This is a genomic window from Microbacterium terricola, from assembly GCF_027943945.1.
Taxonomy (GTDB): Bacteria; Actinomycetota; Actinomycetes; order Actinomycetales; family Microbacteriaceae; genus Microbacterium; species Microbacterium terricola.
Genome location: NZ_AP027141.1, coordinates 3,081,241 through 3,104,512 on the forward strand (window position 1 = coordinate 3,081,241; position 23,272 = coordinate 3,104,512).

The following is a 23,272-nucleotide window of genomic DNA, read 5'->3' on the forward strand; positions in this document are numbered from 1 at the left end:
CGATGGGCGCTCGTGGCTGCGTACGAGTGATTGGACACGCCTAGCCAGGGGCGCAACTGTCGGCCGGAGACGAGGATCGGACCAGGTGGGCACGAACCGCCGCTACGCGACGCAGGTGGATGCGCGAATGGACCAGCGGATCGTCGAACGCATCGCTGCCGCCGGCCCGCTGGATTCCCTCACGACGCAGGAACTCCAACTCGACCAGCTCCCCAAGACGGTAGATCCAGATCCGCGCGAGGTTCTCGTCTGGGTGCGATTCGGGAAAACACCCATCCAAGTCCACGCGCTCGCCGTGCAATGGACCCCGCGAGCGGTCGGCGTCACCTTCGAAATCGCCGGAACGCGACATCGGACGTGGGTGTGGGCGTCAGCGGTCGACGCAACACGGTCCGGAGAGTGAGCCACATCAACCAGAGCGCGGCCATGCCGCGGCATGCCGCATAAAGCCACGCGGCATCGATGCCCGAGTCTGACGTCGGGGAGGAAGGATGTGTCACTTCACCGGGTTCTCCCGGAGTCCTCGGATCGCGTAGCGGAAGGCTGCGACTCGGTCGGCGCGCAGCCGACCGTCGCTGAGGGCGACGCGTTGCTGGGAGTGCCAGTAGGCGAGCTTTCGTTCCTCGCCTTCGCTCCTGATGCGGGGGGCGCGACCACGTTCCTGGATGAACAGCTGAAGGTCTTCGGCGCGGGCTATCCAAGCGTCGTCGCGCGGGTCCCAGCTCCACCCCGGCAGCGCTTCCAGTGCGGCGCGTTTCTCGGGAGTTAGTCCGACGTTTCGACGTTGGTTCGCGAGCCAGGAGACCATGGCGGGAAGTACTCCGTCGCTGAGCCGGGGCAGGCGACCGAGCTCGTGTGCAACGAGCGCGACGGCGTCGTATCGGATCCACCAGTCCTGGTGTGCGGTATCGGGTGTCTGGCGTGTGTGCATGCCGAACACATGCGCGGTCCTCGCCCGCGGCCGTGACACCACCGCGCGGGTGGGTGCGCTCGCAGTTGTTGCAGCACGGGTGCGAGCGTCCCCGTATGTTGACCGGGCAAAGGCCCAGGAGTATGCGATCCTCCGCACCCGGGCACGGCGAACCGGCACCGCCTCGGCCGGACCGTCCTGAGATTCGAACCGGGGGGACGTCATGACTGTCGCGCAGCCCATGAGAGTGAAGCGCCGAGGCCTGTCTCCGCTAGGTCTCGAGGAGCGGGTGGCCCGAGTGCAACACCACGGGAGGGACGCCCGCGGTGCCCGTTCCATGCTGTGCCGCGGCCGTCCCTCTGACGAGAGCGCCCTTGCTCGGTGCGTAGTGACGGGCGCTCACCGCACACAGGTGTCACAGCTTCGGGAGCGGACCGCGCATGGAGTTCCTATGAACAGAAACACACCTGAATCGCTTATCGATGGGGCGGAATGGCTGACCCTGGACGAACGCCGGGTTGAGCCGCTGTCCCCTGACCTTCTCAGTGAGGAGTTGTACCTGGTCGACCGGATACGGGAGGGTCACCAGTACAAGGGGCAGAAGAACTACCACAACTGGTACTGGTGCGCCTCGACGGGCCGGCACGTGTGGTGCGAGTCGATGCTGGAGCGCGCCGCGATGATGCAACTCGATTTCGCCGCGGGGGTCGTCGCGGTCGCATCTCAGCCGATGAAGCTGACCATGCGGGGTGAGGTCCACTTCCCGGACTTCCTGGTGCTGCACAACGACGGCACCCAGTCACTGGTGGACGTGAAACCGGAAGCCCGCGTGGAGCACGCCCGTCGGCAGTTCGAGCTCACGGCTCAGGCCTGCGCGCGCGTCGGGTGGGGGTACCGCGTCCTCACCGAGCTGCCGCCGCAGCATCAGGTCACCTTGGAGTTCATCTCCCATTTCCGTCACCCCGTCTACGCGCCACCTGCCGACGCCTACACGGAGCTGGACACGGCATTTGAGGACGGGTGGACGTTCCACGACCTCGTCGCCGCGATGCCGGCCCCCGCCGAGGCGGATGCTCGAGCGATGGCGCTGCATGTGCTGTGGTCACGAAAGTGCACCTTCGACCTCGGTGACCGGCTGTCGCCCCAGACTGTGCTGCACGCAGCGGTCGTCGCTGGATTGGAGGCCGTCGATGCCCTCCGTTGAGAAGCCGATATCGGTCCGACTCGATGGGGTGGTGCACAACATCGTCGCCGTTGCTGGCACCGAGGTGACGCTGGTGAGCCGGGAGACGGGGAAGAAGACCGTCCGACACGCCGCTGAACTGGCATCCGACGACTTCCCCCGCCCGGACCCGCGGGTCCTGGACGAACTGGACGCACCGCTCAAACGGCGAGTTGTTACCCTCGCCGACCACATCCGCGAAGTCGAGACCGGGGTTGGCCCGGACGGGGAGCGACGCCCAGCGTATGACCTCGAGACGACGACACAGGAGACACGGGTGCAGCACAAGGTCCGCGAACTCCAGGCCTACGGGATGAGGATGTCGCGAACTACGCTCATGCGAAAACTAGCTCAGTACCGGGAGGATGGCCTGTCCGGCCTCGTCGACGGTCGTTGGACACGGCTGTCTGACCCGACGAAGAACATCCCCGTCCCGGTGCGTGACGCAATCCTCGACGTGCTGCACGAGGGCACCCATCAGTCGACGCGTACAGCCAAGTACGTGATGGACGAGGTGCGCAGGCGCGTGCGGCGACAGCACGGAACCGATGGCGACGTGTCGGACAGCTCGATGTACCGGTACATCGAACAACTCGATGCCGGCGGGTACCTCAGGGGAAAGGCATCTACCCGGCGTTCCGCGGCCGACCGGCCGAAGAAGGAGAAGTTCAAGAAGAACGTGGAGCAGTTCCCCGGCGCGGAGGTCCAGGTGGACTCCACCCCCCTGGACGTGCTGGTGAGGAATGGGAAGAAGGTAGTGCGCCCGCACTTGACGGTGATGCTCGACGTGGGCACCCGCATGGTTCTGGCGTGGACGCTCCGAACAAAGGCCACAAAGGGAGTCGACCACGTGCTGCTCCTCGGCCAGGCCCTCACGCCCCGGCAGAACCGGCCCGACCTGTCGGGCGTGCGTACGGCGCTGAACGACCAGCGGACCGACTTCGAGTTGATGGACTGGGCGGAGTATCAGGACCTCGCGCGGCAGCATCCATTCATCCACCCACGGCGCATTCAGATGGACAACGGCAAGGACTACGTGTCCGAGACGTTCCGGGCAGCGGCAGAGTGTTGCGGCATCGACATCAGCCTGTCGCCGCCGCGCACGCCCACGGCCAAGCCGCACGTGGAGAGGTTCTTCAAGACCGTCAAAGAAATGTTCATCCAAACGCTGCCCGGGTACACCGGGGGAAGCCCCAGCGACCGCGGCCACAAGCCGGAAGAAGACAATCTGCTGAGCTTGGACATGCTGTGGGCACTGCTGGATGACTGGTTCATGCGGGACTACCACCAGCGTGCGCATCGAGGGCTGTTCGACCCTCGCCAGCCCACCGTGAGCATCTCTCCCCTGGAGAAGGCGACCATCGCCGTCACCCAGGTCTCTCAGTTCTGCATCCCCATGACAACAAACGGGTACGTCGGCCTGCTGGACACCGTGTGGCGAGTCATCTCAGATGTGGGCGTTCAGGTCAACTCCCGCCAATACGACTCCCCCGAACTGCACCCGCACCGGAACAAGAAGTCCTCCCACAAGAAGCACAAGGGGAAATGGAAGGTGAAGCGCGACCCGTACAACACCCGGGTGGTGTGGGTGGAACTGGACAACGGCACGTTCATCGAATGCACCGAGCGCGGCAGCGACCTGGTGAACCTTCAGCCCGACCTGGCGCCCGTCACCGACGAACCTCGCGCGCAGGTGGCACAGTTCAACGCCGTGACGACAGGGACACCGTTCCCGCAATCGACGCCGGCCTCGGCGCCTGCCGTCGCCGCCGCGTCCTTCGACGATTTCGATGATGATGACGACGACGAGTACGACTACACCAGCCTGTGACATCGTCTGCGCCCCGGTCGCCGCCTTGCGTGGCCGGGGCGGAGGCGCCCGGGGTGCGCGATCGGCGGCGTGTCACAGAAACCGATGCGGACCGCGCATGGAGAAGTCATGACAATCCAGTTCACTCACCCCGGGGCTGCGCCCCTCGCCCTCAACCGCCGCGAATCCCTGCTGGACTACCTCACTCGGCCCATCAGCCCGGTGGCCGCGCTGACCCGCCCCGACTACGACGCTATGCCGGCACCGGAACGGGCGGAGTTCGACCGCGCCCGCATCGCCTACCTGTCCGGCGGTCTCGTCGTGGTCACCCCGACCATCCAGGACTGCAAGACCGTGCTGACCCGAGCCTTCGCGGCCAACAGTGCCCGCAACTCCGGGCACGCGGGGGTCATGCTCACGGGCGATTCCACGATGGGCAAGACCACCGCCGCGAAAACCCTCATGCGGTGGGTGGTCGACCAGTACAGCCTGCAGTTCCCCGGCTGGCGAGCCGCCGACCACATCCCCGTCGTCTACATCGAGGTGCCGGCCGCGGCGAACGGCAAGACGCTGATGCGCGTGTTCGCCGAGTTCCTCGGACTGGCGGTGCTCCCCCGGGAGACGGCGGACGAACTCCGGGTGAAAGTCGTCGCGGCACTGCGCCGCGCGAACACCCAGGTCATCGTCGTCGACGAACTGCACAACCTCGCCGGCCGCACCGCCGGAGTCGGCGAAGCATCCGACATCCTCAAGGGACTCTCCAACGACCTGACCGCGACATTCCTCTACGCCGGCATCGACCTGACCGCACAGGGCTTCATGTCGGGCCTGCGCGGCCAACAGCTCACTCGCCGGTTCACCGCCGTCCCGATGGTGAAATACGAATGGGCCAACCCTGACGACCGGAAGACGTGGAAGCGTATCGTCGCCACGTTCGAGAAGCTGTGCCCGCTCATCGACAACGCCCCTGGCACACTCGACCCGCTCGCGGAGTACCTGCACCAGCGCACAGATGGCAGCATCGGCGCCCTCTCCCGACTCCTCACCGGAACCGCCATCGACCTCATCTCCGCCGGTGAAGGCGCGCCGGAAGAGTTCACCGAGGACGCGCTGGACCAGTACGCCCTCGACTACAGCTCCGAAGCCCACTACCGCCGCCGCAACCTGCCCACTGTGAGCGCACGGCGCCCCAAGGCGGCCACCAAGCCGAAGCAGCGTCAAGCAAACGAATCACCAGCCGTCGATGCCGCGAAGCGCGCGCTCATGGAGCAGGTGAACGGACGATGACGACCACAATGGAGCGCCCGCGTCCCTTCCCGTTCCGTGTCCGCCCCCGACATGGTGAGAGCATCCAGTCGCTCACCCGGCGTGTTCTGGCCGCGAATTCGGAACCCGCCGACCTGCCCCGCGTCCTCCTGGCCGAGCATCAGCTCGCGAAGGCCGAGTGGCCGACGCTTCTCCATCAGAAGAATCGGAGTACCCCGGCTCCCCGACCGTTCAACGCGGGTGTGTTTCACCGCGACGGAACCACCTGCGACCAGTGCACTGACCTGCTGCAGCAGCGCTGGATGTGCACCCTGTGCACGCACGGCGACCACGTCGAACAGGACCCGCATTTCCTCGCCCCGGTGTGCGCACGCCACCAGCGCTGGGTCGGGTTCACGGAGACACCCGACGCACAGCACCGCATCGGCCAGTCGCACCTCCGCGCAGCCGCGCGGTTCGAAAAGCTGCGTCGCACCTCCCGCATCGACCCGCGCCTGTACGGCCTGGCGTCACAGCACCTGGCCGCCGAACTCGGCCGGTCTGAGTCGGACGTGTTCCCGATGGTCATCGACCTCATCGCGCAGCTCACGCACCCGGACTTCCTCCGCGTGATGCTTGACCCCCGGCAGACTTACGCCCGCACGTTCCTGAAGTTGCAGTCCGCGGTCACTGCCCGAGCAGGGAGCAAGCAGCCCGATACGACCCGGGCACTGTGGTTGGCGCTGCGTCCCGCATTCGCTGCCGCCCGGACCGCCTCGCGCACCGGAGAACCCTTCATCGCGGGGCACCCGCATGACTTCCCCGTTCACCCCGCAGCCGTCGCGAACCTCCCACGGATGCGGGAGCGCGAACCATTCACCCGGTTCCTCGAGCAGACATCCGACACGCCCGCCACCGCGAACAGCTACCTCGGTGACGCGTACCAACGCCTCGTCCCCGGCAGTCACACCCGGCATCACGTCTGCGCACACGGTCACAGCTTCACCCGCACCAGCAGCGACCCGGACCCGCGCTGCCTCGTGTGCCCGCGCACCGGAACTGCCACGCCAGGCCTCAACGACATCGGCTCCCGTCCGGCACTGCTGGCGCAATGGGACTACGAGCGCAACGGTGACCTTCTACCTACCATGGTCGCCATTAGCAGCAGCATCAAGGTGCACTGGCTCTGCCGGCGGGAAGGACACCCGTTCTCCGCGACGCCCTCCAATCGCAGCAACAACGACCAGGGCTGCCCCTTCTGCCAGAACCGGAGCATCCTTCCCGGCTTCAACGACTTCGCCACTCGCCACCCGCGGGCCTTCGCTGAGCTAGCCCCGAGCTCCCTGACCCGATACAACCCGTACCGCCACACCGCTAACTCGCCCATCTTCGCGGACTGGGTGTGTGCGGCAGGGCACGAGTTCCGGGCACGGTACCGGGAACGCGCCGCCGGGCACGCATGCCGGGAATGCCGCCGGCTCGCTTCCGTCACCAAACGCGGCACCCTCGCGGAGAAGGAACCTCTTCTCGCGGCCGAGTGGGTTTACACCGACACCGGCAAAACCCCCCACGACTACAGCCCTCACAGCCACGCACCCGCGACCTGGCGATGCGCCAAGGGACACGAGTACCCGATGCGCATCGACCGGCGCGTAGCAGGGGGCGGCTGCCCGTACTGCGCCGGCCGCCTGCTGCTGGCAGGGTTCAACGACCTTGCCACCCGTCACCCCGAAATCGCGGCCGAATGGCACCCCTACCTCAACTGGACACGGCCCGACGAGGTCTTCCCCGGCTCAAACAAAATCTGGGTCTGGCTATGCCCGAACGGCCACCAGATGAAGCGAAGCGCCGCGAACCGCGTCCTCTCCGGGGGCTGCTCAGAATGCCCCCCGGACGAACGGGCTGTCCCTCGTCACGCCCGGTAGGCGCGGGGAGCAAGCGGCACACGTGCCGCTTACTCCCCGCGGCAATGGGACCCGTCAGCTCCACGCCCCGGCACTCGGGTCGCCGTGGGCGCGTCGGCTCTCAGTCGGCGGTCGTGCTGGACGCCGTCCCCGGCTGCGCCGCACTCAGGGATTCAGACGCGGGAGCGAGGTATCCGTACACGTTCCCGACCCTGCTGAAGATGTCGGTGAACTCCGCAACTCGAGCACCGAGGTATACCAACGCGACTGGGAAGGGGGCGTCACCGGCAGCATCCGTGAACTTCAGCCGCCCGCGGACGAAGACCCGCGGGTAGATCGCGAGCCGGGCCATCCACGACGTGTTCACACGGGCAGGGAGGAGACATACCGCCTCGGTCACGTCCCCCTCCTCGTATTCGTCCACGAGTTTCGCCACCCACCTCGCAGGCGAGCCTTGCGCGTTCCACGGAGGGTTCAGGAACACTCGGCCGGCCCACGGGCGGGTGAGCCCGTCATCAGCACGATTGAAGTGCTGACGTGCGGTCACCCACGGGTCTCCCGGGTTCGATGCCGGGTCCAGATCGATCTCGCCGAGAAGCTCGGCGACGAGGGCAAGAATGTGACGTGGTGTGTACCACTCCTCGCTACCGCTTGCCCGCCGCAGTCGGTGGTACTCCGCGACCAGCGCCTGGTCCTTCCCCGCCGCACGGATGATCTCTGCCGCGGCTCGCACCGCCAGCAGGCCACGCTCCACTTCCCCGGCGAGCGCGTCGGGCGCGTAGTCCAGCACGAGCTTGCCGTCACGGACCGTGCGCTCACTGATCCCGAGACGCTCCGCTGCCTGCCGCTGAGTGAGCATTGGTGGCACCCCTGCGACAGACGCGGCGCGATCACCTCCATGTGAGAACCCGACCAGCCGCGCCGCGACCAGGGCACGCTGACTCTCGGTCAAATGACGACGATGCGTGTTCGTGTCGATGACGAACTGCAGCGCTTCCTCGTCGGAACCCCGGAAGGTGACGAAGGTCGGCTCGACCCCTACGGTGCGACACGCGAGGTACCGATTGCGGCCGTCGAGCACGGAGTCGTCCGCGTGGAGCACGACTGGCTCGCGCAGACCGTTGCGGCGGATCGAGTCAGCAAGCTCAGCGAGCGGCTCGGCACCCATCAGTGGGTACGCGTTCGCAAACGGGTGGAAACGTCGATCGGACACGGATCCATCTTCCCCGGGCGGCCCGCACTCTCTCGCCGACGCGGCCGCATTTCAGGTGGCTGCCTGTCGACGCCAGCCGCCCGGGGCGGAACGAACGTCACGGAGTCGCGCTAGCCGATCGGTCGGTGGCCACTTCGCTCACAGCGGTTTGAGGTCGTACCGTTCGCGCACCTAGGCAGCAGGGAGGGTCTCACCCATGGCGTCCTGACGACGAGCGTCGATGGCATCCTCGCGCACGCCGGGCTGCGCGCTCCAGAACAGCGTTTCATCCCTTGGGGGCGACCCGGAGTGCTTGCGCGTGACGTTCGTGCGGCGCCGCGCTTCCTCTGCCTCCGGCAGGATCGGCTCGTCCATGAGCTCACGCTAGAACGATCCGCGGAACGAGTCCGCCCTCCGACGACTGCGGCATCCAGACCGTGGTGAACCAGGTACGAACAGAGCCTCCTTGGCTCGACTCCCCGGGCGTAGCGTGTCAGCCATGGACACCGAGCCGAGCTGCGAGAGTTTCTCGGCACCTGCTCGACCAGCGGACGCCGACCGCCGATCCGCCTCGCGAGAGGCGTGATCGTGCCACCTCGCAGTCATATCCGCGCCGTGGTGGGCCTCGGCATCGTCGCAGCCGGTGTCGGCTTTGTCGCGTGCAGTGCGGAGGCGAACCCGGGTGCGAACTCATCGGCCGCCAACGCGGACAGCACCTCGCCGACGCCGAGCACCGCTGTCACCAAAGCGCCCGCAACGGCTACGGACACCGACTACGCGGACGGCGAGTACACCGCCACCGGATGGTATGGCGGGCTGCCGTCGCACCACGACGTCACTCTCACGATCGATGACGACGTGGTGACCGCGGTGGAAATCACCACGCCCGCCGAGGACGAGACCTCGCTCGGCTATCAGCGGCGGTTCGCCGAGGCGCTACCCGGAGCCGTGATCGGGCGAAACATCGACGAGATCGCGCTCGACCGCCTCGCCGGTTCCAGCGGATGCTCGGAAGGCTTCATGGCCGCTCTCGCGAAGATCAAAGACCAGGCTGCTGCCTGATGGGATCACCCCGCCGCCCCCACGCCAGAAAGCAGGACTGACATGACCGTTCCGGTTCTCACGCTGAACAACGGCGTCGAACTCCCCGCCATCGGACTCGGCGTCTTCCAGACACCGCCCGACGAGACCACCGCCGCCGTCGAGGCGGCGCTGCGCACCGGCTACCGCCACATCGACACCGCCGCCGCCTACGGCAACGAGCGCGAGGTGGGGGAGGGCATCCGTCGCTCCAAGGTCGCCCGTGAAGAGATTTTCATTGAGACGAAGGTCTGGATCAGTGACTACGGCTACGACGCCACCCTCCACGCGTTCGACAAGAGCGCCGCCAAGCTGGGCATCGACCAGATCGATCTGCTGATCCTGCACCAGGCCCTACCCAGCCGCTTCGACCTCACCCTCGACGCCTACCGAGCGCTCGAGAGACTCCTTGCCGATGGCAAGGTACGCGCGATCGGCGTGAGCAACTTCATGCCCGACCACCTGACGCAGCTGCTCGCCGAGACCAGTGTGATCCCGGCCGTGAACCAGATCGAACTGCACCCCTACTTCCAGCAGAAGGAGCTGCAGGCGGCCGACGCCGAGCACGGGATCCTCACGCAAGCTTGGTCGCCGATCGGTGGGATCACCCACTACCGCGACTCCGACAGGAGTGCCCTCGAAGACCCGACCATCCTCGAGATCGCGAACGCGCACGGCAAGTCGGCCGCGCAGATCATGCTCCGATGGGGCATCCAGGAGGGTCGCTCCGTCATCCCCAAGTCGACGAAGCCTGAACGCATCGCCGAGAACTTCGAAGTGTTCGACTTCGAGCTGAGCGCCGAGCAGGTCACCGCCATCGACGCGCTCGACACCGAGACCCGCGGAGGACCCGAGCCCGAGGCGATCACTCTCGAGACCTTCGGTCGACCGATCCCGGAGGCGTGACGATGACCGCGGCGTGACGTAGCCACCCCCCACGATCGGAGCGCAAGCTTTTGTGCACTCCGCGCAGATCATCGGGGTGCGTGGTGCTCGTCGCACACAAATCGTATATTGTCCGAAGACAGGCACTCGATGAGGAGGCTGCACGTGATCGCTGGACCCGTCACCCGAGGTGGAGTCTCCGATTTCACGACCCATGACTTCACCGAGTTCCGCGCCGCCGCGAGCGAGTCGTTCGTGCCGCTGCAGGTCCGCTGCAACAACCCGGGCCGGTTCGCCGGCCGCATCCGGATGGCCGAGGTCGATGAGATCCACGTCTCGGAGGTAAGCGCACGCGAGCACACCGTCGAGCGAACCCCGGAGCTGATCACCCGGGGCGACCGCCGCTACTTCAAACTGAGCTTGCAGATCTCCGGCTCTAGCCTCCTGATCCAAGACAACCGCGAAGCGCTGCTTCAGCCGGGCGACATCGCGGTCTATGACACCGCCCGCCCCTATTCCCTCGTCTTCGATGACGATTTTCGGATGATGGTGGTGATGTTCCCCCAGACACTGCTCGACCTCCCCGCAGAGTCGGTGGGGCAGCTGACGGCGGTGCGATTCGCGCACGGCGAAGGGCTCCCGGGGATGATCGGCCCGTTCCTTGAGCAGATGGCCAATGGGATCGAGCGCCTCTCAGGCCCGACCGGCACCCGACTCGCCCACAACGCGATTGACCTCGTCACAACGATGTTCGCGAGCGAGCTCGGCGCGCTCAGCCCGACCGGCCACCAGGCACTCGCCACCCGCATCCGCCGATACATCGAGGATCACCTCGCCGACCCGCAGCTCGACCCCGCCGCGATCGCCGCCGCGCACTTCATCTCCACCAGGCACCTGCACGGTATCTTCCGCGAGGAGGGCACCACTGTCTCAACATGGGTGCGCACCCGACGGCTCGAGCACTGCCGCCGCGACCTTGCTGACCCCCTGCTCGCCGACCGGGCCATCGGCACCATCGCGGCGCGGTGGGGGTTCATCGACGCAGCCCACTTCTCGCGGCTCTTCCGCGCGACGTTCGACCGGTCGCCGAGCGAGGTACGCGCGGCCGCGATTCAGACTGGATCGGCGAAGTCCGCGTAGTCGGAGTACCCGAACTCGAGAATCTCGGCCCCGCCCGGGCTGTTGGCGACGACGCCGTCGCCCGTCAGGCCGATGAATTTGCCGGTCGACCGGCCGCGGGCGTAGTCGAAGACGAACACCGTGCCGACGGGGATCTTCTCCTCACGCCAGGTGAAGAGGTACATGCCCTCCTCGAGCTTGTAGGTGGTGGTGAGCTCGGCAGCCGCATGCCCACGCTGCTCACCGATCAGGTTGTGCCAGACGAAGCGACGGGAGCTGAGGTAGATGTGCTCGTACAGGTGGCGGGAACTGTAGCGGAACAGTGTGCGCTTGCCGATGAGGTCGCGAGTAGGAGCGGGAAGCGGTCCACCCGTTGGAGCGCCGACGACGCGACCAGGGTGGAAGGTCTGCGTCACGCGTGTCTCGCTCGCGAAATCTTCAGGCTGGATGACGGAGTGAACCACGAGACCCCACCCGATCGGCGGCGAGAACACGAGCGTGATCGTCTCGACTTGTCGCTCGGCGATCGAGAAGTCCACCCAGAACGCACCGACGCCCACAGGCACGGCCTCGTAGGCATCCGTGCCGCCGCCGGCCCAATCGACGCCACTGACGGTCCAGGTGACGGTGGTCTCATCGAAGTCGACCGTCAGTGAGCCACCGCCCGAGAGATCAACGGTGACCGTGCGACCTGTCAGCGCGTCCGTGCGCGGAACCCGGTTGGTGTCGATCCCCTGCGCGAAGTCCTCCATATTGAGCCAATCGGGCGACTCGTCGCCAAGGATCAATTCATCCTGATCGTTCGTCATGTGCGGCAGTCTGACGCCCGAGACCTTCCGGCGGAACGGCTCAGCCGCCATCGTTCCCCCAGAGTCAAGGCCCGTTCCTGTCCCGACAAACCCGCGGACCCACGACAGAGACAACATGAAGCGACGAAGGAGTTGTTCGTGACGCGTGCACTCGAGACCACAGCCCGCCAGGTGGTGTTCCCCCGCAAGGGATCCGTCGACCTCGATGAAGTGGCCGTGGAGGCGCCGACCGGTGGCGACATGCTGCTCAGGGTGAAGCGGGTGGGCATCTGCGCGACCGACCTGCACCTGCTCGAGGGGCACATCGGCGATCCGTTCCCGCTGGTCCCTGGCCACGAATTCGTCGGCGAGATCGCGGCGCTCGGCCCCGAGGCGGAACGCGACCGCGGCCTCGCCGTCGGCGACCGCGTGTCGGTGGAGATGCTCCTCCCCTGCAACCGGTGCGCGCGGTGCCGCGAAGGTCGGTACAACCTCTGTGATCGGGATGATCCTGCGAGCGGTGAGCCCGTCGGACGTGAGTACGGCATCAACATCCCCCGTACGCACACCCCCGGGCTGTGGGGCGGCTACGCAGACATACTCACCGTCCCCGCGAACGCGATCGTGCACCCGCTGCCTGCGAGCATCCCCTGGGACACCGCGGCACTCGTGGAACCGCTCGCGGTCGCCTTTCGGGCCGTCGCACGAGGACGCGTGTCCCCAGGTGAGGATGTGGTAGTGATCGGTCCAGGTCCGGTCGGGCTGCTGATAGCCGCGGCAGCGAAGACCGCCGGCGCGGCGCGGGTCGTGATGGTGGGCACTCGCCAGTCACGCCTGGACCTCGCCCTGCGTTTCGGGGCGGACGCCACCGTCAACAGTCGCGAGGCCGACGCTCCGGATGCCGTGCGCGGCGCACTCGGCGGCCGGCTGGCGGATGCGGTCATCGAGATCGCCGGTGTGCCTGCCGCCCAGCGGCAGGCTGTCACTCTCGTCAGGCGAGGGGGCAGGGTCGTGCTCGCCGGCGCCTGCGGCGCGAACGCCCTCGTGGAGTTCCAGGCCGATGAGCAGCTGCTCACGCGGGAGATCGACATCCTGCCGTCGTTCCTCTCTGCCGGCGGGTATGAACCCTCGATCGCAGCGCTGGAGCGCAACGCGTTCCCGTACGCCGAATTGGTGACGCACCGGTTCCCCCTTGAAGATGTCGAGGCGGCTTACGAGGTCGTCCGCGGCAAGCAGGATGGCGTCATCAAGGCGATCCTGGTGCCGAATGACTGAGGCACGCGGCGTCCACGCCTTCGCGCCGAACCTGCTGGCGGGGAAGATCGCCGTCGTCACGGGCGGCACGTCAGGGCTCGGCGCGGCGACGGCGCGCGTCCTCGCCGACCTCGGGGCAGAAGTCCACGCGGTCGGGCTCGGGTCCGCAGACACCCCGAAGCACGAACGGGTGCACCTTCGCGAGCTCGACGTGACCGACGACAGCCAGCTCACCCAGCTCTTCGACGAACTCGACCGGCTGGACATCCTCGTCCCCGCGGCCGGCATCAGCCTGGGTGAGCGCGAGCTCGAATGGGAGGCGTTCCAACGTGTGGTGTCGATTCAGCTGCTCGCCGTCTACCGCACGATCGACCTCGCACGCGTCCTTCTCGCCGCGTCGCGGGGATCGATCGTGACCATCGCCTCCATGTACTCCTACTTCGGCGGCGGCGACATCGCCGCATACTCCGCCTCGAAGGGCGGAGTCGTGCAACTCACGAAGTCGCTTGCGCAGGTGTATGCCTCCGACGGCATCCGCGTCAACTCGATCGCACCGGGCTGGATCGACACCCCGTTGCTCGCACCGCTCAAGGACGACCCTGCTATCCGCGAGCGCCTGCTGTCCCGCACCCCGCTCGGCCGTTTCGGCGACCCGGATGAGATCGGCACCGTCGTCGCCTTCCTCTGCACGGATGCGGCCTCGTTCATCACGGGTGCGGTTCTGCCGGTCGATGGCGGCTATCTCGTGACCGGCCTCTGACCTCGACCATCAAGGAGAGCACGTACATGACCGAGATCTCGACCGACCGGCTCGACGCCGCACCCGCCGACGAGTGGCGCAGCTACGACGAGTTCGCCGCGGGCATCGACACGTACCGGCTGCCGAGCGCCGACCTCACGGGTGAGCAGCTGGCGATCGCGTTCGCCGGCGGGCCCACGGTGCACCTCAATTTCACGGATGCGCAGACTGTGTCGTGGAGCGCGGATGGCGTGTTCGCGGGCAGCGGGTCGTCCACGGACCCCTATGACGCGGTCCACGTCCGCGACGGCGTCGTCTACGTGAACCTGCCGTTCTCATCTCGGAGCCGCGAGGCCCTCACCATCGTGTACTCGACCATGACACGTCGAGCGCTGGGTGTGCATTCGGTCATCCAGCCGGAGCACGTCGAAGACGTGCCGCAGGTGACGCAGGAGTTCTGGGCGGGAGCCGTCGTCGGGGGCGAGGTGACCGGTGAGGAACCCGGACCGTCGCGCGACCTCATCGGCAAGCGCAACATATACCGGTACAGCCCTGCGCATCTCTACGAGCACGTTTACATGTCGAGCGAGCGGTACATGTGGCAGTGCCTCCAGGGAGTCCAGCGCGGCCACGGGGATGTCGACCTGTCGACCGTGTGGAAGTTCGCCGACGGCCTCTACCTCTTCTGCTTCCGCGAGTTCAAGATCGCGGTGGCGAGCGTTTGGCTGCACGATCTGGGTTACGCGCTGCGCACCACCGGCATCTTCCTCGGTCTCAACGGATCAGGCGAGTCCCAACACTCTGGCGCCGGGGGCCACATCTACCCGCTCGGCGCCGTCGCATACCCCGACATCCAGCCGATCTGATCGAGGAGACGAAACCATGCCCACGAACAAGGAGATCATCGAGGCCCACTACGCGGGCTTCGTCGAAGGCGATTTCGCGGCAGTGATGGCGCCGTTCGCCGACGACATCGTCTGGACGGAGGCGGACGGCTTTCCTCTGGCAGGCACCTACGTCGGGCCGCAAGCTGTCGCCGAGAATGTGTTCGCCGCTCTTCAGCGCGATTGGGACGGCTACGCACTCGTCGTCGACGAGGTGCTGCAGGATGGCGACACGGTCGTGGCCGTCGGCACGTACTCGGGCACCTACAAGGCTACCGGGCGCGACTTCTCGGCGCGCGTGGTCCACGTCTGGCGTCTGCGCGACGGCATGGCCGTGAAGTTCGAGCAGGTCACCGACACCGCCATGGTGAACGCGGCCATCGACTGACCGCACGGGCGGTCGAATCTAGGCGAGGCGGTACGCCTGCTCGAGGCGGTCGGGCGCCTTCCTCAGCTCGGCCGCCGGCGCGTTCAGCACGACCCGCCCCTGCGCCATCGCGTACGCGTCGACGGCCAGGTCGAGCGCCAGTTGCGTGAACTGCTCGATCAGGATCACCCCGACGCCCGCGTCAGCGATGCGTCGAAGGGCAGGCACCAGTCGTCGCACGACGATGGGCGCGAGCCCCAGCGACATCTCATCGATCACGAGGAACCGAGGCTGGGCGACGAGCGCTTGACCGATGGCGAGCATCTGCTGCTGCCCACCAGACAGGGACCCGGCAAGGCGTCCGCCGAGCGGCTGCAACTCCTCGAAGAGAGCGTGCACCCGGTCGACGGCAGCAGCGCGCTCCGCACGCGGCACAAGGAACGAGGCAGTCCGCAGGTTGTCGATAACGGTCATGTCCTTGAGCACCCGGTGCCCCTCGGGCACGGTCGCGAGACCCGCGGCACGGATGGCGGTGGGCTTCCTGCCGGTCAGATCTTCGTCGCCGATCGATACCGAGCCATCACGAGGCTTCAGCACCCCCGCCAGCGCGAGCACGAGAGACGACTTCCCGGCGCCGTTCGGTCCGAGCAGGGCCGTGATGGCCCCCGGTTCGGCACGCAGGTCCACGGCGTGCACGACCTCGCGGCCTCCGCGGTCGATCGAGAGCCCGCTGACGATCAGCGACTCGCTCATACGGTGGCCTCCAGATCGGATGTTCCGAGGTACGCCCGGCGCACCTCGGCGGAAGCCAGCACCTCGGCAGTCGGTCCGTAGGCGATCAGCTGGCCGAAGTCGAGCACGGCGGTTGCGCCGCAGACGGTGGAAACCAGATCCATGTCGTGGTCGACGAGGATCACGAGCGCGCCGAACTCGGACGGAATGCGTCGGATCAGTCCGGTGAGGCGCTCCGTCTCGGAGACGTCGAGACCAGCGCCGGGCTCGTCGAGAAGCACGAGCTTCGGTCCACCGCAGACCGTCTTCGCCAGTTCCACAAGGCGGCGTTCCAGCATGGTGAGCTCGGATCCGGGGCGGTCGAGCCCCGTCAGCCCGACGAAGTCCACCGCCTCGTGCACCGCCTCACGACCGCCGCCCGTGTGCTCGGCGGAGAGACGGATGTTGTCCCACGCTGTGAGGGTGTGGATCACCTGCTCCTGCTGGAAGGTGCGTCGCAGCCCCCATCTGGCGCGCTTCGCCGGGTTCATCGCCAGCAGGTCGACCCCGTCGAAGGTCAACGTGCCCGTCGCCGGGACGGCGAACCCTGACAGCACGTTGAAGAACGTGGTCTTGCCGGCTCCGTTCGGGCCGACGAGACCGCAGACGTCGCGCTCGAACACGAGCGACAGGTCGTTGATCGGCTTCACTCCGCCATACACGACGGTGAGATTCTCGACCGTCAGTGCCCCGGTCACGATTTGCCCTTCTTGGTGATCGTGCGTGTGATGCGCCGAGCGAGGCCCTGCAGTTGACCCGCGATTCCCTGCGGTGCTGTCGTGAGCGCTTGGATCATCCCGAGTCCCAGGATCACGAAGATGAGGTTGCCATCGACGCCGATGGAGTTCAGCAGCGGGGGCAGCCCTTGCGAGAGGAAGCCGGCGATGGCTGCACCGAGAAGGGAGAAGCCGCCACCGATGAGCACCGTCGCAAAGAGCAGGATCGATTGCGATGCCTTGAACGAGATGGGGTCGAGAAGCCCGGCGTTGCCGGCGAGCAGACCGCCGGCGACACCCGTCGTCGCCGAGACGACTGCCAGCGCCCAGAGGCGGTAGCGGACCGTCCCGATTCCGGCGGCGAGCGCTCCCGCCTCGCTCTGGCGCATCGCCGCCCACGCTCGCCCGGGCCGGTTGGCCAAGTGCAGCGCGATGATCACGAACATGATCGCCGTGACGATGAGCACATAGCGGAAGTAGTCAGGGTCGGTCGTTCCGAGTACCGGGCGCGGAAGGGGCTTCTGAAGCACCCCGCCGGCGGCTCTTCCCAGGAAGCCCTCCCCTCCGTTCGGAAATCCCGTGACGGTGAAGACGACTTCGAACGCTCCCGCGAGCATGAGGGTGACGATCGCGAGGTTGAGCCCGGAGAGCCGCAGCGCGGGCAGGCCGACCAGAACACCGATGATGCCGGTGCCGACGGCCGCGATCACCAGCAGCAGCTCGAAGGGGAGCGCCGTCGCGTGGCCGACGCGCAGGGTGATCCACCCGCCGACGCCCATGAGCGAGACCTGCCCGAGCGCGACCAGGCCGAGCCGGCCGTAGAGGAGCGCGATGCCGGCGGCGGGGATGGCGAAGATCGCGCATGCCGTCATGATCCGGGTCCAATAGGCGCCGAGCAGGATCGGTCCGAACACCAGCGCGAGCACGAGGAAGACAGCGACCGCGATGTTCCGAGCGGAGAAGATGCGCCCCCGCGACCACAGTGAGACCCTGCTGGAACGTTGCTGCACGGAGGCGGTCATCGTGCGACCTCGATGGTGACGACCTTCCGTCGCTGGAGGAAGAGGATGACGATCGTCGCCACGACGAACGGCGTCGCATTGCTGAACGACGACGTCGCGGGGAATGCGGAGGCGACAGCCTGGATGACGCCGATGCTGAGTCCGCCGATGAGGGTGCCGGCGAGTGAACCGAAGCGACCCACGACCACGGCGGCGAGGAAGGGGATGACGATGAAGGTGAGGAAGACCGGCTCGAGCCGCGTCTGACTGGAGAGCAGGATGCCGGAGAAGCCGGCGAGCGCCCCCGAGACGCTCCAGGCGAGCAGTTCGATCCGGCGCACCCGCACCCCCAGCATCGAGGCGAGCTCGCGGTCGGACGCGAGCGCCCGCATGGAGGTTCCGGTCTGGCTCCGTCGGAGGTAGATGGTCGTGCCGAACACGATCACCATGGCCACCGCGAGACAGATGATCTGAGTGAGAGTGATCCGGGTTCCCAACTGGACCCCGATCGTGTCAGTGATGAGCCGCAGGAAGCGGGCCTTGTCGTTCCAGACGAACAACATGATCCCGAGCAGCACGAGGGCGAGCCCGAGGGTCGCCGTCGCCTTGGTGAGGGTCGACACGGTCGCGAGGAAGGGCCCCGCGAGGAAGCCGAAGAGAAGCGAGAGAGCCGTCGCGGCCAGGATCCCCAGGACGTAGGCCAGGATCGGTTGCATCCTGAGCTCTGCGAACTGCCAGGCGAGCATCGCCGACATGGCGCCGAGGGCGCCGTAGCCGAAGTTCAGCACGCCCGTCGTCCGGTACAGCACCAGCATCCCGACGCCGCTGAGGGCGTAGAGGGACCCGAGCACCAGTCCGGCGACGATGAAGGGAAGGATCACGACGGCTCTCTCGCTCAGGACGTCGGCGTCAGCCGACGAGTCCCTGCGATTCCTCGTTCGCGAGAATCGACTCGAGGGCGGGGTCGCCGGAGTCGATGCACTCGCTCAGCTTCGTGAACACGCCGTCCGTGATCTCCGCCGTACGGGTGGAGTGGTTGGCGTTGTGCTCGGCCGCTTCGCCGTAGTACCAGGGCCGGCACAGCAGATCGGACGAGTAGTTCGTGATGCCGAGCATCGCCTCCGAGACGGTCTCACGAGAGATGTCCGCGGGGTCCAGCTCGAGCAGCGCGTCGGTGAACATCTTCGCGGCGAGGAAGCCCGCCTGGCTGAAGGTGTCGCGCGGAGCGTCATCAGCGGCGTACGCATCCATCACCGACTTCCACAACTCGTTGTCTTCGCCCGCGGCATCCACCAACTGGAGCTCCGAGTTGGCCACGAAGCCCTCCCAGTAGGACCCGATCTGGCTGCCGAACTGAGCGTCATAGCAGGACGCGGTGCAGGTCCAGATGATGTCGCCGCGGGCATCCTGCTGCTCGACGGCCGCGAGGATGGCCGCGGTGATCGGTGCGGGGTCGACGATGATGACCGAGGTCGCGCCTGAGTCCTTGATCTTCTGGATCAGGGGGAGCCAGTTCGTCTCCGCGGGGTCGCTGAGTTCGGTGCCGACGATGTTGATCCCGTTGGCCTCGGCGTACTCGTTGATGCCCGCCGCCACCCAGTCGCCGTTGCCCTGCGTGTTGAGGCCGACCTGGAAGACGGCGTCCGCCTGGTCGGTCTCCTCGAGCCACTGCAGCAGCTGGATCGCGCTCTGTCGCGGACCGGCGTTGACCGGCGCGAGGTTGCTCGACGAGAAGCACGACTGAGGCACACCCACCCCGGTGATCGAGTAGAGATCTGCCTTGACATACTCGGCGTTCGCGACGTCGCAGCCGATGAAGGTCGCGTCGCCGACGAGTCCGACGACGTCGCTGTCGGCCGCAAATCCGGCCGCGAGCTGCGCGGTCTTCGTGGGGTCGAACTGGTCGTCTTCATAGGAGTAGTCGATCGGGCGACCGTTGATGCCGCCGTTCTCGTTCACGCAGTCGAAGTAGGCGGCCGCGGCCTTCGGCGACGACGAGAAGTCGACACCGCCACTCGCGGTTGCGATCGCGCCGACCTTGATGGGGTCGCCCGACGCCGCTTCTCCGTTGGCGAGCCCGCACTGCAGTTCGCCCTTATCCGTGGTGCCGCCCGCGTTGCCGCTGCCAGTGTCGTCCGCCACACAGCCGGCGAGCGATGCCGCCAGCAAGGCGGCTGCCGTGAGCGCAAGTGCGCCCCGGACCGTGATTGCTTTCATCTCAGTACTCCTTCGTACCGCTGTCGGTGCTCAGCCGAGGCGAGGTCGCCCCGTCGATTGGTGCTCGTCCCAGCCTCCTCAGGGTGAGGATGCGGGGTTTGTTCCGGCGCGAAGACCCCTTGCACGCGGGTGCACGAGCGTTCAGAGACTCTCGTCGAGCAGGAACCGGGCGCCTTGTTCCCCGATGAGGATCGACGGGGCGTTGGTGTTGCCGGAGGTGATCTTCGGCATGATCGACGCGTCAACCACCCGGAGACCCGCGATGCCGTGCACCCGCAGACGGGAGTCGACGACGGCGAGGGAGTCGTCGCCCATGCGGCACGTGCCGACCTGGTGGTGGTAGGTGATCGCCGTGCGGCGCACGTAGTCGCGAAGCTTGTCGTCGTCGTCCACCTCGGGACCCGGGTACAGCTCGCGTGCGCCCCATTCCGCGAGCGCGGGCGCAGCGCCGATGTCGCGGCACTGCCGCACGGATGCGGTGAGCGCGTCGAGGTCGCGTTCGTCGGCGAGCGCACCCAGATCGATGGCGATCGGGTCGTGTGCACCGGCGCCTGTCAGCGTCAGCGTGCCGCGACTGTGCGGCGTGATGATGCCTGCCATGAGCGAGAAGCCGCTCTCGGGCCCCTCCATCCAGGGCTCGTACATGGGCACGCTGAAGTTGATCGGCTGCGTGTCGGGAACGGTGAGTTCAGGGTCGCTCTTCCAGAACAGATGCGTCTGCGTGACCGAGACACCCGGCTGGGGTGGATCGACCGGGCGCTCGTCGGTCGTGAAGATCACGGGTGAGAGGAGGTGGTCGTGCAGGTTCTTGCCGACACCCGGAACGTCGAGCACCACCTCGATACCGAGATCGGCGAGTTCGGCGGCAGGCCCGATGCCGGATCGCAGCAGGATCCTCGGCGAATCGAGCGCTCCGGCGGAGAGCACGACGACGTCGGCGTGGACCCGCACGAGGTCGCCGTCCTGCTCGTATTCGACGCCGACCACCGTCTGGCCGTCGAACAGGAGCCGGTGGATCCAGGCCCCGGTCTGGATCGTGAGGTTCGGGGCGTCCTGGATCGGCTGCACGTAGGCCCGATACGAGCTGAGTCGCGTGCCGTCCCGAACGGTGATCTGCTGCTGCGAGACACCGTCGAGGTGGTCGCCGTTGTAGTCGGGGTTGTGCTCGAGACCGATCTCCACTGCAGCATCGATGATCGAGCTCTGGATGGGAGAGAGCGGATAGTCGTCGGTGACGTCGAGCAGCCCACCCGCGCCGCGAAGCTCCGATGCGCCGCCGCTGCTGTTCTCGATGGCGCGGAACAGCGGCAGCACGTCGTCCCACGACCATCCCGGGTTGCCGGCGGCGGCCCATCCGTCGTAGTCCTCGCGCGCGCCGCGAACCCAGATCATGGCGTTCAGCGAATGGGAGCCGCCGAGCACTTTTCCTCGCGGCAGATGGAGCCGCCTGCCCGCGGCGTGCTCCTGGGGAACGGTGAAATAGTCCCAGTCCTCCGGCCCGTGCCAGAGGGTCCCCATTCCGGAGAGGTCGTGGATCATCGGGTTGATGTCGGGGCCGCCCGCCTCGAGCAGGAGCACTCGTCGACCGGCGTCGACGAGGCGACGCGTGACGACCGATCCTGCGGATCCGGCTCCGACGACGATGACGTCGTATACGGGGGTGGTGCTCTCGGGCATGTTCGTCCTCTCCATGGATCAGCTGCGGATGAGCTGCGGCGCCGAGACTGCCTTCAGCCCCTCGACGCCGAACTCGAGCCCGTAGCCCGAGCCCTTCACCCCGCCGAAGGGCGCCATCGGGTGCAGGGTGCCGTGCTGGTTGATCCACACGGTCCCGGATTCGAGCCGAGTCGCCACGGCGCGCGCGTTCGCGGGGTCGGACGACCACACCGATGCGCCGAGGCCTACGTCGAGCGCATTGGCGCTGGCGATCGCATCCTCCAGTTCGGTGTATCGGATCACGGGGAGTGCCGGGCCGAACTGCTCTTCGTCGACGATCGGGTCGCCGTCGTTGACGTCGGCGACGATGGTGATCGGGTAGAACAGCGGACCGAGCTCTGTCGCCGGGCTGCCGCCCGTCACGATCCGGCCGCCCCGGGTCTTCGCGTCCTCGACGAGCCCGGCGACGATGTCGAACTGCTTCTTGTTCTGCACTGGGCCGAGCACGTTCTGCTCGTCGAGGCCGTTGCCCATCGGCATGTTCTTGCTGAACGCGGCGAGCGAGTCGATGACCGCGTCGTAGATCGAGTCGTGCACGTAGAGGCGCTTGAGCGCCGCGCAGGTCTGACCGGTGTTGATGAACGCGCCCCAGAACAGGCCCTCGGCGATCGCATCCGGGTTCGCGTCCGGCAGCACGATGCCGGCGTCGTTGCCCCCGAGCTCGAGCGTGAGCCGCGCCAGGTTGCCCGCTGATGCCTCGATGATCGCGCGCCCGGTGGCGGTCGAGCCCGTGAACATGACCTTGTCGATCTTGGGATGCGCGGCGAGCGCGCCGCCGACCTCGCCGTTTGCGGAGATCGCCTGCAGGACGCCCTCGGGAAGTACTTCGTTCATGATCGAGACCATCGCCAGCACGCTGAGCGGGGTGAACGACGACGGCTTGACGATGACCGCGTTGCCCATCCGCAGCGAGGGGGCGATCTGCCAGATGCCTATCATGAGCGGCCAGTTCCACGGACCGATCGCGGCGACGACGCCGAGCGGCTTGTAGATGATTTCCGCGTGCGCCTCCCCGTCGTCGACGAGCACCTCGGGGTCCAGAGGGGTCGCAGCCGTGGCACGCAGCCACGCCGAGCACGCCCCGACTTCGAAGCGCGCGTTGGGGCCGTTGAGGGGCTTGCCCTGCTCGCGGGACAGCAGCTCGGCGAGCGCCTCGGCAGATGCGTCGATGCGGTCGGCGACCGCGTTCAGAAGCTCGATGCGCTTCTCATGGCCGAGCGCCGCCCATGGGCGTTGCGCCTCGCCGGCCCTCGCGATCAGCACGTCGAGGTCGTCGACGGTCTGCACGGGCGCGCGGCCGATCACCTCGCCCGTGGCGGGGTCAGAGATCTCCCGTCCCGATCCCTCCGGGGCGGAGACTCTCGAAAGCAGTTCTGCGTAGTCGGTCATGGCGCACTCCTCATCCGCGACATCTGTCGTCCGACCAGAATCGCCGCAGGCAGGCGCCATGCT

At 67.1% G+C, this 23,272-nt stretch carries 23 protein-coding genes; 12 read left to right on the forward strand and 11 right to left on the reverse strand.

Going from position 1 to position 23,272, the window contains the following annotated elements; all coding sequences use genetic code 11:
- Positions 1 to 85: 85 nt before the first annotated feature.
- Positions 86 to 403, forward strand: a complete 318-nt coding sequence (locus Microterr_RS14655) for a hypothetical protein (protein WP_263797094.1) — start codon at positions 86 to 88, stop codon at positions 401 to 403.
- Positions 404 to 496: 93 nt separating this feature from the next.
- On the opposite strand, the gene Microterr_RS14660 is transcribed toward Microterr_RS14655, so the two are convergent.
- The gene (locus tag Microterr_RS14660; RefSeq protein ID WP_263797093.1) at positions 497 to 931 is read right to left on the reverse strand and encodes a hypothetical protein; all 435 of its coding nucleotides are present in this window, start codon (positions 929 to 931) and stop codon (positions 497 to 499) included.
- Positions 932 to 1,361: 430 nt separating this feature from the next.
- Here Microterr_RS14660 and Microterr_RS14665 point away from each other — a divergent pair, with 430 nt between their 5' ends.
- The 4 genes from Microterr_RS14665 (at position 1,362) to Microterr_RS14680 (ending at position 7,112) form a co-directional block, all read left to right on the forward strand.
- On the forward strand, positions 1,362 to 2,114 hold the full coding sequence (locus Microterr_RS14665) for a TnsA-like heteromeric transposase endonuclease subunit (RefSeq protein ID WP_263797092.1): 753 nt from the start codon (positions 1,362 to 1,364) through the stop codon (positions 2,112 to 2,114).
- A 28-nt stretch (positions 2,115 to 2,142) separates the two neighbouring features.
- A complete protein-coding gene (locus tag Microterr_RS14670; RefSeq protein WP_263797090.1) occupies positions 2,143 to 3,963 on the forward strand; it encodes a DDE-type integrase/transposase/recombinase in 1,821 nt (606 codons plus the stop codon).
- Between the two features lie 108 nt (positions 3,964 to 4,071).
- Complete coding sequence (locus tag Microterr_RS14675) at positions 4,072 to 5,229, forward strand: TniB family NTP-binding protein (protein ID WP_263797088.1); 1,158 nt, start codon at positions 4,072 to 4,074, stop codon at positions 5,227 to 5,229.
- The gene (locus Microterr_RS14680) at positions 5,226 to 7,112 is read left to right on the forward strand and encodes a zinc-ribbon domain-containing protein (protein ID WP_263797087.1); all 1,887 of its coding nucleotides are present in this window, start codon (positions 5,226 to 5,228) and stop codon (positions 7,110 to 7,112) included. Before Microterr_RS14675 ends, Microterr_RS14680 begins: the two co-directional genes overlap by 4 nt.
- A 100-nt stretch (positions 7,113 to 7,212) precedes the next feature.
- Here the strand turns inward: Microterr_RS14680 and Microterr_RS14685 are convergent, their stop codons facing one another.
- Together Microterr_RS14685 and Microterr_RS14690 are read right to left on the reverse strand one after the other, a co-directional pair.
- The gene (locus tag Microterr_RS14685) at positions 7,213 to 8,172 is read right to left on the reverse strand and encodes a DNA N-6-adenine-methyltransferase (protein ID WP_263797085.1); all 960 of its coding nucleotides are present in this window, start codon (positions 8,170 to 8,172) and stop codon (positions 7,213 to 7,215) included.
- Between the two features lie 303 nt (positions 8,173 to 8,475).
- On the reverse strand, positions 8,476 to 8,658 hold the full coding sequence (locus Microterr_RS14690; RefSeq protein WP_263797084.1) for a hypothetical protein: 183 nt from the start codon (positions 8,656 to 8,658) through the stop codon (positions 8,476 to 8,478).
- Positions 8,659 to 8,901: 243 nt separating this feature from the next.
- Here Microterr_RS14690 and Microterr_RS14695 point away from each other — a divergent pair, with 243 nt between their 5' ends.
- The 3 genes from Microterr_RS14695 (at position 8,902) to Microterr_RS14705 (ending at position 11,388) form a co-directional block, all read left to right on the forward strand.
- Entirely contained in the window at positions 8,902 to 9,345 is a 444-nt protein-coding gene (locus Microterr_RS14695) for an FMN-binding protein (protein WP_263797083.1), read from the forward strand.
- Between the two features lie 42 nt (positions 9,346 to 9,387).
- Entirely contained in the window at positions 9,388 to 10,269 is an 882-nt protein-coding gene (locus tag Microterr_RS14700; protein WP_263797082.1) for an aldo/keto reductase, read from the forward strand.
- A 147-nt stretch (positions 10,270 to 10,416) separates the two neighbouring features.
- Positions 10,417 to 11,388, forward strand: coding sequence for an AraC-like ligand-binding domain-containing protein (locus Microterr_RS14705; RefSeq protein ID WP_404810211.1), 972 nt, complete (start codon positions 10,417 to 10,419; stop codon positions 11,386 to 11,388).
- On the opposite strand, the gene Microterr_RS14710 is transcribed toward Microterr_RS14705, so the two are convergent.
- Positions 11,361 to 12,176: a molybdenum cofactor biosynthesis F family protein gene (locus Microterr_RS14710; protein ID WP_263797079.1), complete on the reverse strand. Its 816-nt coding sequence runs from the start codon at positions 12,174 to 12,176 to the stop codon at positions 11,361 to 11,363. The genes Microterr_RS14705 and Microterr_RS14710 overlap by 28 nt on opposite strands.
- A 138-nt stretch (positions 12,177 to 12,314) precedes the next feature.
- Here Microterr_RS14710 and Microterr_RS14715 point away from each other — a divergent pair, with 138 nt between their 5' ends.
- The 4 genes from Microterr_RS14715 to Microterr_RS14730 are packed head-to-tail and all read left to right on the forward strand — an operon-like array spanning position 12,315 to position 15,420.
- Complete coding sequence (locus Microterr_RS14715; RefSeq protein ID WP_263797078.1) at positions 12,315 to 13,430, forward strand: zinc-dependent alcohol dehydrogenase; 1,116 nt, start codon at positions 12,315 to 12,317, stop codon at positions 13,428 to 13,430.
- The gene (locus tag Microterr_RS14720; RefSeq protein ID WP_263797077.1) at positions 13,423 to 14,169 is read left to right on the forward strand and encodes an SDR family NAD(P)-dependent oxidoreductase; all 747 of its coding nucleotides are present in this window, start codon (positions 13,423 to 13,425) and stop codon (positions 14,167 to 14,169) included. The genes Microterr_RS14715 and Microterr_RS14720 overlap by 8 nt, the downstream gene beginning before the upstream one ends.
- 26 nt (positions 14,170 to 14,195) lie before the next feature.
- The gene (locus Microterr_RS14725; RefSeq protein ID WP_263797076.1) at positions 14,196 to 15,014 is read left to right on the forward strand and encodes a molybdenum cofactor biosynthesis F family protein; all 819 of its coding nucleotides are present in this window, start codon (positions 14,196 to 14,198) and stop codon (positions 15,012 to 15,014) included.
- Positions 15,015 to 15,030: 16 nt separating this feature from the next.
- Positions 15,031 to 15,420, forward strand: coding sequence for a nuclear transport factor 2 family protein (locus tag Microterr_RS14730; protein ID WP_263797069.1), 390 nt, complete (start codon positions 15,031 to 15,033; stop codon positions 15,418 to 15,420).
- An 18-nt stretch (positions 15,421 to 15,438) separates the two neighbouring features.
- On the opposite strand, the gene Microterr_RS14735 is transcribed toward Microterr_RS14730, so the two are convergent.
- The 7 genes from Microterr_RS14735 to Microterr_RS14765 all read right to left on the reverse strand — a co-directional run bounded on the left by Microterr_RS14735 (position 15,439) and on the right by Microterr_RS14765 (position 23,209).
- Complete coding sequence (locus tag Microterr_RS14735) at positions 15,439 to 16,152, reverse strand: ABC transporter ATP-binding protein (RefSeq protein WP_263797068.1); 714 nt, start codon at positions 16,150 to 16,152, stop codon at positions 15,439 to 15,441.
- Positions 16,149 to 16,868 carry an ABC transporter ATP-binding protein gene (locus Microterr_RS14740; protein ID WP_263797067.1) on the reverse strand — a complete coding sequence of 240 codons (720 nt, stop codon included), beginning with the start codon at positions 16,866 to 16,868 and terminating at the stop codon, positions 16,149 to 16,151. The genes Microterr_RS14735 and Microterr_RS14740 overlap by 4 nt, the downstream gene beginning before the upstream one ends.
- Entirely contained in the window at positions 16,865 to 17,908 is a 1,044-nt protein-coding gene (locus tag Microterr_RS14745; protein ID WP_263797066.1) for a branched-chain amino acid ABC transporter permease, read from the reverse strand. Before Microterr_RS14745 ends, Microterr_RS14740 begins: the two co-directional genes overlap by 4 nt.
- Positions 17,905 to 18,768, reverse strand: a complete 864-nt coding sequence (locus tag Microterr_RS14750; protein ID WP_263797065.1) for a branched-chain amino acid ABC transporter permease — start codon at positions 18,766 to 18,768, stop codon at positions 17,905 to 17,907. Before Microterr_RS14750 ends, Microterr_RS14745 begins: the two co-directional genes overlap by 4 nt.
- A gap of 28 nt (positions 18,769 to 18,796) precedes the next feature.
- Entirely contained in the window at positions 18,797 to 20,104 is a 1,308-nt protein-coding gene (locus Microterr_RS14755; RefSeq protein WP_263797063.1) for an ABC transporter substrate-binding protein, read from the reverse strand.
- A 141-nt stretch (positions 20,105 to 20,245) separates the two neighbouring features.
- A complete protein-coding gene (locus Microterr_RS14760; RefSeq protein ID WP_263797062.1) occupies positions 20,246 to 21,781 on the reverse strand; it encodes a GMC family oxidoreductase in 1,536 nt (511 codons plus the stop codon).
- An 18-nt stretch (positions 21,782 to 21,799) separates the two neighbouring features.
- Entirely contained in the window at positions 21,800 to 23,209 is a 1,410-nt protein-coding gene (locus tag Microterr_RS14765; protein ID WP_263797061.1) for an aldehyde dehydrogenase family protein, read from the reverse strand.
- Positions 23,210 to 23,272: the final 63 nt, after the last annotated feature.

Bases quoted from the DNA above. Each gene is read 5' to 3' on its own strand.
- Microterr_RS14660 (WP_263797093.1), bottom strand. From the start codon at position 931: ATGCACACACGCCAGACACCCGATACCGCACACCAGGACTGGTGGATC.
- Microterr_RS14665 (WP_263797092.1), top strand. From the start codon at position 1,362: ATGAACAGAAACACACCTGAATCGCTTATCGATGGGGCGGAATGGCTG.
- Microterr_RS14675 (WP_263797088.1), top strand. From the start codon at position 4,072: ATGACAATCCAGTTCACTCACCCCGGGGCTGCGCCCCTCGCCCTCAAC.
- Microterr_RS14680 (WP_263797087.1), top strand. From the start codon at position 5,226: ATGACGACCACAATGGAGCGCCCGCGTCCCTTCCCGTTCCGTGTCCGC.
- Microterr_RS14690 (WP_263797084.1), bottom strand. From the start codon at position 8,658: ATGGACGAGCCGATCCTGCCGGAGGCAGAGGAAGCGCGGCGCCGCACG.
- Microterr_RS14700 (WP_263797082.1), top strand. From the start codon at position 9,388: ATGACCGTTCCGGTTCTCACGCTGAACAACGGCGTCGAACTCCCCGCC.
- Microterr_RS14710 (WP_263797079.1), bottom strand. From the start codon at position 12,176: ATGACGAACGATCAGGATGAATTGATCCTTGGCGACGAGTCGCCCGAT.
- Microterr_RS14720 (WP_263797077.1), top strand. From the start codon at position 13,423: ATGACTGAGGCACGCGGCGTCCACGCCTTCGCGCCGAACCTGCTGGCG.
- Microterr_RS14725 (WP_263797076.1), top strand. From the start codon at position 14,196: ATGACCGAGATCTCGACCGACCGGCTCGACGCCGCACCCGCCGACGAG.
- Microterr_RS14730 (WP_263797069.1), top strand. From the start codon at position 15,031: ATGCCCACGAACAAGGAGATCATCGAGGCCCACTACGCGGGCTTCGTC.
- Microterr_RS14735 (WP_263797068.1), bottom strand. From the start codon at position 16,152: ATGAGCGAGTCGCTGATCGTCAGCGGGCTCTCGATCGACCGCGGAGGC.
- Microterr_RS14745 (WP_263797066.1), bottom strand. From the start codon at position 17,908: ATGACCGCCTCCGTGCAGCAACGTTCCAGCAGGGTCTCACTGTGGTCG.
- Microterr_RS14755 (WP_263797063.1), bottom strand. From the start codon at position 20,104: ATGAAAGCAATCACGGTCCGGGGCGCACTTGCGCTCACGGCAGCCGCC.
- Microterr_RS14760 (WP_263797062.1), bottom strand. From the start codon at position 21,781: ATGCCCGAGAGCACCACCCCCGTATACGACGTCATCGTCGTCGGAGCC.
- Microterr_RS14765 (WP_263797061.1), bottom strand. From the start codon at position 23,209: ATGACCGACTACGCAGAACTGCTTTCGAGAGTCTCCGCCCCGGAGGGA.